Source organism: Candidatus Solincola tengchongensis (assembly GCF_015711935.1).
Lineage (GTDB): Bacteria > Actinomycetota > Geothermincolia > Geothermincolales > RBG-13-55-18 > Solincola_A > Solincola_A tengchongensis.
In genome coordinates this window covers 1-12,802 of record NZ_JACVJJ010000108.1, presented here as the reverse complement: position 1 = coordinate 12,802, position 12,802 = coordinate 1, and the positions used below count along the sequence as shown (strand labels likewise).

Below are 12,802 nucleotides of genomic sequence, written 5' to 3'. Positions count from 1 at the left end.
CGGGAGGTTGGAGATGGCGGAGATCTACTATGACCGGGACGCGGACCTTTCTCTGCTGAAGGACAAGACGGTGGCGGTCATCGGCTTCGGAAGCCAGGGGCACGCCCATGCCCTGAACTTGCATGATTCCGGCGTGAAGGTGGTGGTGGGCCTGCGCGAGGGCAGCCCCTCGCGGGAACGGGCCCGGGAGGCGGGCCTGGAGGTGGCCGGTATCGCCGAGGCCGCGGAGGCCGGGGATATAGTCATGATGCTCGTCCCCGACCAGGACCACCGCGAGGTCTACGAGAGCAGCGTGCGGCAGGGGCTCAAGGAGGGCAACGCCCTCTTCTTCGCTCATGGTTTCAACATCCATTATTTCCAGATCATCCCACCCAAGGAAGTGGACGTGGTCATGGTGGCGCCGAAGGGGCCGGGGCACATGGTGCGCCGCATGTTCCAGCAGGGGAGCGGTGTGCCCTCCCTGGTGGCCGTGTACCAGGACTACACCGGAAACGCGCTCCGGCTCGGCCTGGCCTACGCCAAGGGGCTGGGAGCCACCCGGGCCGGGGTCATCAGGACCACCTTCCGGGAGGAGACGGAGACCGACCTCTTCGGGGAGCAGTGCGTGCTCTGCGGCGGGGTGACCGAGCTCATCCGCGCCGGTTTCGATACCCTGGTGGAGGCGGGCTACCAGCCGGAGATCGCCTATTTCGAGTGCCTCCACGAGTTGAAGCTCATCGTGGACCTCGTCTACGAAGGGGGCATCTCCTTCATGCGCCACTCCATCAGCGACACCGCGGAGTACGGGGACATGACCCGGGGGCGGAGGATAATAACCGAGGAGACGAGGCAGGAGATGAGGCGCATCCTGGAAGAGATTACCAGTGGAGAGTTCGCCCGGGAATGGATACTGGAGAACCAGGCCGGAAGGCCGGTGTTCAACTCCCTACGCCGCAGGGATGCGGAGCACCTCATCGAGAAGGTGGGAAGGGAACTCCGCTCCATGATGAGCTGGCTGCAGGAAAAGTAAGGCTTTCCCGTCTGCGCGCCCCATGTTCGAGATCCGGGTCACAGGAAGGCTTCCAGGCCCCTCCCGGGATTCCGGTACCGGGAGAACCCTTTAGAGCAAGCCCTGTCGGACGTCCGGAAGAGGGTCCTGAAGCGAGGCGCGAGGCGGGAGGATAGAGGAAAGGGCGTGATGCCGGATGATACGCAAGGAATACCTGCTGACTCCGGGGCCCACACCCATACCTTCGGAGGTCAGCCTGGTGCAGGCCGAGCCCATCATCCACCATCGCACGCCCGCCTACACGGAACTCTTCGTGCGCCTGGTGGAGGACCTCAAGAAGGTGTTGCTCACGGAGAACGAGGTGCTCACCTTCGCCGCCTCGGGAACGGGGGCTATGGAGGGGGCGGTGGCCAACTGCTTTAGCCCCGGTGACCGGGTACTCGTCGCCGCGGGGGGCAAGTTCGGCCTGCGCTTCGCCGAGATAGCCAAAGCCTACGGCCTGGAGGTGGAGCTCTACGAGTATCCCTGGGACGAGGCCGCGGACCCCGAGGTCATCGCCCGCTACCTCAGGGAGAAGCGGGACATAAAGGGCGTTTTCCTCACCCACAGCGAGACCTCCACCGGCGTGGTGAACGACGTGCGGGCCGTCGGCGAGGTGGTGAGCGAAACGCCGGCCATCCTGGTGGTGGACTCCATAAGCGGGGCCGGGGCCCTGGAGCTGCGCACCGACGCGTGGAAGGTGGACGTGCTGGTGACCGGGTCCCAGAAGGCGTTGATGACCCCACCCGGACTGGCGGCGGCGGCGGTGAGCCCCAAGGCCTGGGAGTATGTGGAAAAGGCGGAGTCGCCGTCCTATTACTTCTCCTTCAAGAAGGCCCTGAAGAAGTACCGCTCCGACTCCCCGGAGACCCCCTTCACCCCCGCGGTGAGCCTGGTCAAGGCCATGTCCGCGGCGGTACGGCTGCTCCTCGAGGAGGGTCTGGAGGAGGCCTGGGAGCGCCACCGCGTGCTGGCGTTGTGCACCCGCGCCGCCGTGCAAGCCCTGGGCCTGGAACTCTTTCCCAAAGTACTGGAACGGGCCTACGCGGTCACCGCAGTAAAGGCCCCGCAGGGCATAAAGGGAGGGGACATCGTCCGCCACATGAACCGGATGCACGGGGTGATCATCGCCGGAGGGCAGGACCGCCTGAAGGGCAAGATTTTCCGGATAGGGCACGTCGGGTACTACCACTTCTTCGACATGGTGGTGGCGGTCACCGCCCTTGAGTTAACCCTGAGGTCCCTGGGATACCCCGCCGAGTTGGGCTCGGGCGTGGCGGCCATGGAGAGGTTATACTGGGAGTTGACGGAGGGAAAGGAAGCCCCCGGTTGAGGCGCCGCCTTGGGCCGTGGTTCCGGACCCCGCGCCCCGGGCCTTACCCGGAGGAGCGGAGCGGGCTCCGGGGCGGCCCCTGAGACGGAGGGCGGCGAGGAAGGGGCGTTCGGGACATTCGGGCGTGCGAGGGAGGCCCGAAGAGGGATAGAGCACGGAGCCGGTTACCCCCGGGGGAGTCCGGGTGAGTGCAGCCGAAGCGCCGTGGAAAGCGGCCGGCGGGAAGGGAAGGTCTTTAGAGACAGGTGCAGGTCCCGGAGAGCCGGAAAAGGAGGACGGATTTGACTCGGGTCCTGGTGAAGGAGAAGATCGCGGAGAGCGGGATAGAGCTCCTGCGCAGGGATTTCGAGGTCGACTACCTGCCGGACATGTCGCGGGAGGAGATGCTCCGGCGCATAGGTGAGTACGAGGCCCTCATCGTGCGCAGCGCCACCAAGGTGGACGCCGAGGTCATCCGGGCTGCGGAGCGTTTAAAGGTCATAGGCAGGGCCGGTGTGGGCGTGGACAACATCGACGTCGAGGCGGCCACCAAGCGGGGCATCATGGTCATCAACGCCCCCCAGAGCAACATCATCTCCGCGGCGGAGCAGACCATGGCCCTCCTTCTGGCCATGTGCCGCAACATCCCCGATGCCGTAAATTCCCTGCGCAACAGGTGCTGGGAACGCAAGAGGTTCGAGGGCGTGGAGCTCTATCAGAAGGTCATGGGCATCGTCGGCCTGGGGCGCATCGGTACCCTGGTGGCCCAGAGATGCCTGGCCTTCGGGATGCGGGTCATAGCCTACGACCCTTACATCTCCGAGGAGAAGGCGCGGCGCCTGGGGGTGGAGCTGGTCTCCAGCCTGGACGAGCTCCTGGCCCAGTCGGATTTCATCTCCGTGCACCTCCCCAAGACACCGGAGACCTACCATCTCATCAGCGACGGGGAGTTCGCCAAGATGAAGGACGGGGTGCGCATACTCAACGTGGCACGCGGGGGGATAATCGACGAGGACGCCCTCTACCGGGCCCTGGAGTCGGGGAAGGTGGCCGGGGCGGCCCTGGACGTCTTCGAGAACGAGCCGGCCACGGAGTGCCCGCTGGTGGTCCACCCCAGGGTCATCGCCACCCCGCATCTGGGAGCCTCCACCCAGGAAGCCCAGGACCGCGCCGGGTTCATGATCGCCGAGCAGGTGGCCGCGGCCCTCAAGGGGGAGTTCGTCTCCAACGTGGTCAACCTGCCCGTACCCGCCGAGGTGGACGAGACGGTGCGCCTCTTCGTGCCCCTGGCGGAGAAACTCGGCCTCCTCCTCACCCACCTTGTGGAGGGGCACGTGGACGAGATAGAGCTGGAGTACCTGGGGGAGCTGGCCAACCACGAGACCGGTGTTCTCACCGTGGCCACCCTCAAGGGCTTCTTCGAGAAGATCGTCTTCGAGCCGGTCAACTACGTGAACGCCCCCCTCTTCGCCAAGGAGAAGGGCATAGCCGTTCGGGAGACCAAGTCGGAGCAGACCCGCGATTACGTCAACCTGATAATGGTGCGCGGCCGCCGCGACGAGAGCGAGGTGGCCGTGGGGGGCACGCTGGTAGGTCTTTCCAACGCGGAGCGGTTCGTGCACGTCTACGAATACGACATCGACCTGGGCCCCTCGCGGTACATGGCCTTCTTCCGCTACGCGGACGTTCCGGGGATGATAGGTAAGATAGGGACCATACTGGGGAACAACAACATCAACATCGCCCACATGCAGGTGGGGAGGAAGAAGATCGGCGGGGAGGCGGTGATGGGGATAAACGTTGATGTCCCCATACCCGAGGAGGTCATGGAGGAGATCCGGCGCGTTCCCAAGGTGCGTGATGGAAAGTTCATCCAGCTGTGGTGATGACGGGGAGGAAGAACAGATGGCCGAGAGAATATACATCTTCGACACCACCCTCAGGGACGGCGAGCAGGCGCCGGGGATCAGCCTCAACCAGCGGGAGAAGGTGGAGATCGCCGAGCAGCTGGCCCGCCTGGAGGTGGACGTCATCGAAGCCGGTTTTCCCGTCTCCAGCCCCAGCGAGTTCGAGGCGGTCAAAGCGGTGGCCAAGACAGTGAAGGGGCCGGTCATCTGCGCCCTTGCCCGCACTGAGCGCAACGACATCGACTGGGCCTGGGAGGCCATCATGTTCGCCGAGAGGCCCCGTATCCACACCTTCATCTCCACCTCCGAGTACCATATGAAGTACCAGCTGAAGAAGACCCCCAAGCAGGTGCTGGAGCTGGCGCGCGACGCGGTGGCCTACGCCCGCAAGTACGTGGAGAACGTGGAGTTCTCGGCCATGGACGCCACGCGCAGCGACCCCAAGTTCCTCTACCAGGTGTACGCCGCGGCCATCAAGGCGGGGGCCACGGTCATCAACATCCCGGACACCGTGGGTTATGCCCTACCCGAGGAGTTCGCCGAGCTGGTGAGGGGCATCATGGAGAACGTGCCGGGCATCGAGAACGTCCTGGTCAGCGTGCACTGCCACAACGACCTGGGGCTGGCGGTGGCCAATTCCCTGGCCGCGGCCCGGGTGGGGGCGCGCCAGATAGAGTGCGCGGTGAACGGGCTGGGGGAGCGGGCGGGCAACGCTTCCCTGGAGGAGATCGTCATGATCATCAACACGCGCAAGGATTACGTGGACCTCACCACCGGGGTGAACACGAAAGAGATCTACCAGACCTCACGCCTGGTGTCCATGCTCACCGGGTACAACGTGCAGCCCAACAAGGCCATCGTGGGGGACAACGCCTTCGCCCACGAGTCGGGCATCCATCAAGACGGGGTGCTCAAGCACCGCGTGACCTACGAGATAATGCACCCTGAGGACGTGGGCCTGGTGGAGTCGGAGATCTACCTGGGCAAGCACTCCGGACGGCACGCCCTGAAGGCCAAGCTGGAGGAGATGGGCTTCTACCTGGACGACAAGGGCCTGGAGAGGGCCTTCATCCGCTTCAAGGAGCTGGCGGGGAAGAAGAAGGAGATCACCGTCAAGGACCTGGAGGCCATAGCCCTGGACGAGATCCGCACCCTGGAGGAACTCTTCCAGCTGGAGTACATGCAGTCCTCCTCGGGGACGGGGGCCATCCCCATCGCCGCCGTGAAGCTGAGCCGCGAGGGGAAGAGCTACGAGGCCACGGCCACCGGGGACGGCCAGGTGGACGCGGTATGCAAGGCCATCGCCAAGGCCACCAAGGTCAAGGCCAAGCTGGTCTCCTACCAGGTGCAGGCCATCACCAAGGGCCTGGACGCCATGGGGGACGTGACCATAAAACTGGACATCGACGGGCACGAGGTGGTGGGACGGGGTGTGAGCCCGGACATCATCGAGGCCAGCGCCCGCGCCTATATCAACGCCATCAACCGCGGCATCCAGAAGGGCCTCCTGGAGAAGAAGAAGCTGGCCCGCAAGGCCAAGGCCGTCACCCGGGGAAGGGCGGCTGCCGGGAAAGCCGGCTCCTGACCGCTCGAGATCTCGATCCGCGCGAGGGTATCATGGGTCAGACGATCACCGAGAAGATACTTGCCGCCCACGCCGGCCGCGAGGAGGTCCGGCCGGGGGAGTTGCTGAGCGTCAGGGTGGACCTGGCCTTGGCCAATGACATAACCGCCCCCCTGGCCATCGAGGCCTTCCGGAACATGGGCGCGGATAGGGTCTTCCATCCCGGAAGGGTGGTCCTGGTGCCCGACCACTTCACCCCGGCCCGGGACATCGCCGCGGCGCGCAACTGCGCCCTCCTGAGGGAGTTCGCCCGCGAGCAAGGGCTGGAGTTCTACTACGAGATAGGCCGGGTGGGCATCGAGCACGTGCTCCTGCCCGAGGAGGGCCTGGTGCTCCCCGGGGACCTGGTGGTGGGGGCTGATTCCCACACCTGCACCTACGGCGCCCTGGGCGCCTTCTCCACCGGGGTCGGCTCCACCGACCTGGCCATGGCCATGGCCCTGGGGGAAGTCTGGCTGCGGGTGCCGGAGAGCATGCTCTTCGAGTACGTAGGGGAGCTGCCGCGGTGGGTGGGGGGGAAGGACCTCATCCTGCACACCATCGGGAAGATAGGGGTGGACGGAGCGCGTTATCGGGCCATGGAGTTCACCGGCCCGGCGGTGGAAGCACTTTCCATGGACTCGCGCTTCGCCATGGCCAACATGGCCGTGGAGGCGGGGGCCAAGAACGGCATCTTCCGACCGGACGAGAAGACGCTCTCCTGGCTGGAGGGGAGAGCTAGCCGACCCTTCCAGGTCCTGGAAAGCGACCCCGATGCCCGTTACGCGGAACGGCTCACCATCGACGTGAGCGGCATGGAACCCCAGGTGGCCCTGCCCCACCTCCCGTCCAACGTGCGGCCGGTGTCCGAGGTGGGGGAGGTGGAGGTGGATCAGGTGGTCATCGGGTCCTGCACCAACGGGAGGCTGGAGGACATGGAGGTGGCCGCCTCCATCCTGCGGGGGCGCAAGGTGCACCCGCGGGTGCGGGCCATCGTCTTCCCGGGGACGCAGGCCGTCCTCCTGGAGATGGTGCGCCGCGGATTGATGGAGGCCTTCCTGGAGGCGGGGGCGGCGGTGAGCACCCCTACCTGCGGGCCCTGCCTGGGAGGGCACATGGGAGTGCTGGCCGAGGGGGAGAGGGCCGTGGCCACCACCAACCGCAACTTCGTGGGGCGCATGGGCCACCCGGGAAGCGAGGTCTATCTCTCCGGTCCGGCGGTGGCCGCGGCCTCGGCGGTGGCGGGGCGTATAGTCCATCCGGAGGAGGTGGCGGGATGAGCGGAGGGATGGTCCTGGAGGGCAACGCCTGGCGCTACGGGCGGGACATAGACACCGACGTCATCATCCCCGCCCGGTACCTCACGGCCACCACCGCGGAGGAGCTGGGAGCCCACTGCCTTGAGGACCTGGACCCGGAGTTCGTGCGCAGGGTCCGCCCCGGGGACATCATCGTCGCCGGGGAGAACTTCGGCTCCGGTTCCTCGCGGGAGCACGCTCCCCTGGCCATCAAGGGGTGCGGGGTGTCCTGCGTCATCGCCTCCTCCTTCGCGCGTATCTTCTACCGCAACGCCATCAACGTGGGGCTTCCTATCCTGGAGTGCCCGGAGGCGGTGGAGGACGTGGAGACCGGTCACCGGCTGCGGGTTGACCTCGAGGCGGGGACGGTGGAAAACCTTGACACTGGAAATAAATTCCAGGCCCAAGCCTTCCCCGACTTCATGCGCCAGATCATCTCCCGGGGAGGGCTGGTGGAATACGTGCGGGAGCGCCTGCGTGAGAGGAGGGCGGGCGACACCTGAGAGGAAGCGGAGGAAGGGACAGCGAAGACATGTATAAAATAGCGGTTATCCCGGGGGACGGCACCGGACCGGAGGTGGTCCGTGAGGGCGTCAAGGCCCTGGAGGCGGCGGCGGAGGCGGCCGGCTTCGACTTCCAGACCACCTTCTTCGATTACGGTGGAGAGCGCTACCTGCGCACCGGCCTCACCCTGACCGATGAGGAACTGGAGGGGCTGCGCTCCTTCGACGCCATCTTCCTGGGGGCCATAGGGCACCCGGACGTGAAGCCGGGCATCTTGGAACAGGGCATCCTCCTCAAGATACGCTTCGGACTGGACCAGTACATAAACCTACGGCCGGTGAAGCTCTATCCGGGCGTGGACTGCCCCCTCAAGGACAAGGGACCCGAAGACATAGACTTCGTGGTGGTGCGGGAGAACACCGAGGGACTCTACGCCGGGACGGGGGGGTTTCTGCGCAAGGGGACCCCGGACGAGGTCGCCGTGCAGGAGAGCGTGAACACCCGTAAGGGCGTCGAACGTTGCATCCGTTTCGCCTTCGAGTACTGCCGGCGCCGCGACAGGGAGCGCAAGCTCACCCTGTGCGGGAAGACCAACGTGCTCACCTACGCCTGGGACCTCTGGGAGCGGACCTTCAACGAAGTGGCCGCGGAGTACCCGGACATCGCCACGGACTACGCCCATGTGGACGCCATCTGCATGTGGTTCGTGAAGAACCCTGAATGGTTCGACGTGGTGGTCACGGACAACATGTTCGGGGACATCATCACCGACCTGGGGGCCATGATCCAGGGAGGCATGGGCATCGCCGCCGGCGGGAACATCAACCCGGAGGGGGTGTCCATGTTCGAACCCATCGGAGGCTCGGCACCCAAATACACGGGGAAGAACGTCATCAACCCCCTGGCGGCCATCTGCGCCGTGCAGATGATGCTCGACCACCTGGGGGAGAAGGAGGCCGCGGAGAGGGTGGAACGCGCCGTGATGCGGGTCTGCGAGCGGGACATCCTCTCCCTCTCCGCGGGCAAGATGGGCAAGTCCACCTCGGAGGTCGGGGATCTTGTCGTAAAATACATCCGTGAAGGTTGATTCCTCAGGACATGTCCCGTGCCCCAGCCCCGCGGCGGAGGGGAAGGAGGCCGGAAAGGACGCGCCGCAGGGCGGGCAGAAAAGGTGTCACAATCTGGTAACGGAAGGAGTAGCCTATGCCCATCCCGGAAGTGGAGAAGATCTGGATGGACGGGGAGCTGGTGGACTGGAAGGAGGCCAAGGTCCACCTTCTCTCCCATTCCCTGCATTACGGCTCGGGGGTCTTCGAGGGCATCCGCGCCTACGAGACCTCGCGCGGCGCTGCGGTTTTCCGCCTCACCGACCACCTGAAGAGGCTCTTCCGTTCCGCCGCCATCTACCGCATGCCCATACCCTATTCCCTGGAGGAGCTGGTGGAGGCCACCAAGGTGGTCATCAGGGCCAACGGCCTCAAGAGCTGCTACATCCGCCCCATCGCCTTCCGGGGCTACGGGGAGATGGGGCTCCATCCGCATGGGTCACCGGTGAACGTGGCCATCGCCGTGTGGCCCTGGGGGGCCTATCTGGGCGAGGAGGGGATAAAGAACGGCGTGCGGGCCAAGATCTCCTCCTTCCGGCGCAACGACCCCAATGCCATCCCCCCGGCGGCCAAGGCCACCGGGCAGTACCTCAACTCCATACTGGCCAAGATGGAAGTCACAGAGGCCGGGTACGACGAGGCTATCCTCCTCAACCAGCACGGTTACGTGGCCGACGGGGCGGGGGAGAACGTCTTCGTGGTGCGCAACGGCTACCTCTACACGCCGCCCATCTCCTCGGGAGCCCTGGAGGGAATTACCCGCGACTCGGTCATCCGTATTGCCGAGGACTTCGAGATACCCTTCCGGGAGAGGGAGCTGGTGAGGACGGACCTCTACCACGCCGACGAGGCCTTCTTCACCGGGACGGCGGCGGAGATCGTGCCCATCCGCGAGGTCGACGACCGGCCCATCGGGGAGCCGGGTCCCATCACCCGACGCATACAGGAGAAGTTCTTCGCCATCGTCAAGGGGCAGGACGGGGAGTACGAGCACTGGCTGGAATACGTGGACTGAGAAGGCCGTCGAGCGTTGCCGCTGGGATGTCGGCCCATCCCGTGGAGGGCGCGAGCGCTGGTTGAAAGACGCGGGCCGAGGGAATGCCGCCGTGGAGGAACCTATTGGGCGTCGTTCACCGTCCGCGGCGGAAAACCCGTTCCGTTGGCGGCTCCGGCTTCTCCCCCAAGGCTCGTCCGGAAGCGGAGGGGCGGGGGAGGCGACGAAGACCGAGCCGGCGGCCGCGGCGTTGGCCGTGGCACATGAACTGAGGAAGGCCATGACGGAGAGGACGGTAAAGCTGTACGACACCACCCTGCGGGACGGTGCCCAGATGGAGGGGGTATCCCTCTCCGTGGAGGACAAGTTGAAGATCCTGCACCGCCTGGACGAGTTCGGGGTGCACTACGTGGAATGCGGGTACCCGGGATCCAATCCCAAGGACGAGGAACTCTTCAAGCGCCTCAAGGAGGTAAACCTCCGCCACGCCGTCCCGGTAGCCTTCGGCTCCACGCGCAAGGCCATGATCGGCGCGGACAAGGACCGGCAGCTGGATCAATTACTGCGCGCCGATACCCCGGCGGTGTGCATAGTGGGGAAGACCTGGGAACTGCACGTGCGCACCGCCCTGCGCACCGGCCTGGACGAGAACCTCTTCATGATCGCCGACTCCGTGGAGTACGCCAAACGCCATGGCCGGGAGGTGATATATGACGCGGAGCATTTCTTCGACGCCTACAAGGGCAACCCCCGCTACGCCATGGACACCGTGCGGGCGGCGGTGGAGGCCGGGGCGGACTGGGTGTGCCTCTGCGACACCAACGGGGGTACCCTACCCTGGGAGGTGCAGCGCATCATCTCCGAGGTCAGGGACCGCATACCTGTGCCCATCGGCATCCATGCCCACAACGACAGTGAGTGCGCCGTGGCCGTTAGCCTCACGGCGGTCATGGAAGGGGTTTCCATGGTCCAGGGGACGGTGAACGGTTACGGTGAGCGCTGCGGGAACGCCAACCTCTGTTCCATAATCCCCGCCCTGATCCTCAAGATGGGCATCCCTGTGGTCTCCATGGAGAGCCTGGCCGGCTTGACCGAGCTCTCCCACTACGTGAGCGAGATAGCCAACATCAAGCCCGACTCCCACCAGCCCTACGTGGGCCAGAAGGCCTTCGCCCACAAGGGCGGGTTGCACGTGAGCGCGGTGATGCGCGACCCGGGGACCTACGAGCACATACGCCCCGAGCTGGTGGGCAACATGCAGCGCATAGAGGTCTCCGAGCTCTCCGGGAGGTCCACCATCATCATCAAGGGGAAAGAGCTGGGCTACGACCTCAGCCGCCACCCGGAGAAGGTGCAGGAGATCCTGGACATGATCAAGGAGATGGAGCACCGCGGCTACCACTTCGAGGCTGCCGACGGCTCCTTCGAGCTCCTCATGCGCCGGGCCCTGGGCATGCACCGGGTCTTCTTCCGACTGGAGAGCTTCCGGGTGATCATGGAGAAGAGGGAGGACGGAAAGGTGGTCACCGAGGCCACCATCAAGGTACACGTGCGCGGCAAGCGCATCATCGCCACCGCGGAGGGGAACGGCCCGGTCAACGCACTGGACAACGCCCTGCGCCTGGCCATAGGGCGGGCCTACCCGGAGCTGGAGAACATCGACCTCCAGGACTACAAGGTCATCATCCTCAACCCGGAGAAGGCCACCGCCGCTGTCACCCGGGTGCTCATCGAGACCGGGGACGGGGAGAAGACCTGGGGCACCATCGGCGTCTCCGAGAACATCATCGAGGCCTCCTGGCAGGCCCTGGTGGATTCCATCGAGTACGGCCTCCTGCACATGAAGGGGTCAGGTCTTGAATCGTGATACCCTATGGGGTATTTAACCCCTTACCGGCTCCGATACCTTTTATCCGACGAAAGGCCAAGCGTGACGAGGCGGCACCTCTCGTAAGCGGATAGATTACCGGATCATACGAAGTTAGACGCCTTATGGAGGGGGAGGGATACCTTTCGTTAACGGGATGGAGAGCAGGAGGAGACACGGTGACAAAGATCGCCAGGTATTCATATAAAGGGCACATCCGTTTCGGTATCCTGGAGGACGGCCTCCTCCACGAGCTGGAGCGCACCCCCTTCACCGGAGGAGCGAGAGAGGTCGGTTGAGGACGGGAAAGGAGGAACACCCCAACATGAAGATCGCCAGGTATTCATATAAAGGGCACATCCGTTTCGGTATCCTGGAGGACGGCCTCCTCCACGAGCTGGAGCGCACCCCCTTCACGGAGATGAAAAAAACGGGTAGCACGTATCGCCTGGAGGACGTGGAGCTCCTCACGCCCGTCTTCCCCCAGAAGATAATCGCCGTTGGCCTCAATTACCGGGATCATGCCGAGGAGTTCGGCCTGTCCATACCCGGGGAGCCGGTGCTCTTCATGAAGCCGCCCTCTTCCCTCCTTCCCCACGGTGGTGAGATAGTCTACCCCTCCATGAGTAAAAGGGTGGACTACGAGGCGGAGCTGGTGCTGGTGGTGGGGAGGGAGTGCCGCGAGGTGAGAGTGGAAGAGGCCCCTTCTTGCATCCTGGGCTACACCTGCGGCAACGACGTCACGGCGCGGGACCTGCAGGCCAGGGACGGGCAGTGGACGCGGGCCAAGAGCTTCGACACCTTCTGCCCCCTGGGGCCCTTCATCGAGACCGAGGTGGATCCCCTGGGGCTCACCGTGGAGCTGCGGCTCAACGGGGAGTTGCGCCAGTCCTCGCCGGCCTCCAACATGATCTTCTCCCCGGCGGAACTCCTCAGCTTCACATCCCGCGTCATGACCCTCTACCCGGGAGACGTGATTATGACCGGAACGCCGTCCGGGGTGGGGGAGATGCGCCCCGGGGACGTCGTGGAGGTGGTCATCGAGGGCGTGGGCACCCTGCGCAACACGGTGGTCGCCCCGTAGCGCTGAATCCTTATCATGACTCACGAAAGCCCGGGCCGTTGTCCGGATCACCGCCATGCCTCTCAGGCCATTCCTTATCAAGCCCGTCGCCTTTGCTGCC

11 protein-coding genes are annotated in these 12,802 nt (G+C 65.0%); all 11 read left to right on the top strand.

Annotated features, from left to right (window positions below):
• The first annotated feature begins 13 nt into the window (after positions 1-13).
• The 11 genes from ilvC to H7007_RS11110 all read left to right on the top strand — a co-directional run bounded on the left by ilvC (position 14) and on the right by H7007_RS11110 (position 12,702).
• Complete coding sequence (ilvC, locus tag H7007_RS11160; RefSeq protein ID WP_287155359.1) at positions 14-1,009, top strand: ketol-acid reductoisomerase; 996 nt, start codon at positions 14-16, stop codon at positions 1,007-1,009.
• A gap of 175 nt (positions 1,010-1,184) precedes the next feature.
• Positions 1,185-2,360 carry a pyridoxal-phosphate-dependent aminotransferase family protein gene (locus tag H7007_RS11155; RefSeq protein ID WP_287155358.1) on the top strand — a complete coding sequence of 392 codons (1,176 nt, stop codon included), beginning with the start codon at positions 1,185-1,187 and terminating at the stop codon, positions 2,358-2,360.
• 281 nt (positions 2,361-2,641) lie between these two features.
• Positions 2,642-4,225, top strand: a complete 1,584-nt coding sequence (gene serA, locus H7007_RS11150; protein WP_287155357.1) for a phosphoglycerate dehydrogenase — start codon at positions 2,642-2,644, stop codon at positions 4,223-4,225.
• Between the two features lie 19 nt (positions 4,226-4,244).
• Positions 4,245-5,831 (top strand): 2-isopropylmalate synthase, encoded by a 1,587-nt coding sequence (locus H7007_RS11145; RefSeq protein WP_287155356.1) that lies wholly within the window; start codon positions 4,245-4,247, stop codon positions 5,829-5,831.
• A 32-nt stretch (positions 5,832-5,863) separates the two neighbouring features.
• The gene (gene leuC / locus H7007_RS11140) at positions 5,864-7,129 is read left to right on the top strand and encodes a 3-isopropylmalate dehydratase large subunit (RefSeq protein WP_287155355.1); all 1,266 of its coding nucleotides are present in this window, start codon (positions 5,864-5,866) and stop codon (positions 7,127-7,129) included.
• Positions 7,130-7,137: 8 nt separating this feature from the next.
• Complete coding sequence (locus H7007_RS11135; protein WP_350340649.1) at positions 7,138-7,650, top strand: 3-isopropylmalate dehydratase small subunit; 513 nt, start codon at positions 7,138-7,140, stop codon at positions 7,648-7,650.
• A 29-nt stretch (positions 7,651-7,679) separates the two neighbouring features.
• Positions 7,680-8,738: a 3-isopropylmalate dehydrogenase gene (locus H7007_RS11130; protein ID WP_287155352.1), complete on the top strand. Its 1,059-nt coding sequence runs from the start codon at positions 7,680-7,682 to the stop codon at positions 8,736-8,738.
• A 116-nt stretch (positions 8,739-8,854) separates the two neighbouring features.
• Positions 8,855-9,772 (top strand): branched-chain amino acid transaminase, encoded by a 918-nt coding sequence (locus tag H7007_RS11125; protein ID WP_287155351.1) that lies wholly within the window; start codon positions 8,855-8,857, stop codon positions 9,770-9,772.
• Positions 9,773-10,031: 259 nt separating this feature from the next.
• On the top strand, positions 10,032-11,618 hold the full coding sequence (gene cimA, locus H7007_RS11120; RefSeq protein WP_287155350.1) for a citramalate synthase: 1,587 nt from the start codon (positions 10,032-10,034) through the stop codon (positions 11,616-11,618).
• Positions 11,619-11,797: 179 nt separating this feature from the next.
• Positions 11,798-11,917, top strand: coding sequence for a DUF2437 domain-containing protein (locus H7007_RS11115; protein WP_287155349.1), 120 nt, complete (start codon positions 11,798-11,800; stop codon positions 11,915-11,917).
• The gene (locus tag H7007_RS11110; protein WP_287155348.1) at positions 11,914-12,702 is read left to right on the top strand and encodes a fumarylacetoacetate hydrolase family protein; all 789 of its coding nucleotides are present in this window, start codon (positions 11,914-11,916) and stop codon (positions 12,700-12,702) included. The genes H7007_RS11115 and H7007_RS11110 overlap by 4 nt, the downstream gene beginning before the upstream one ends.
• Positions 12,703-12,802: the final 100 nt, after the last annotated feature.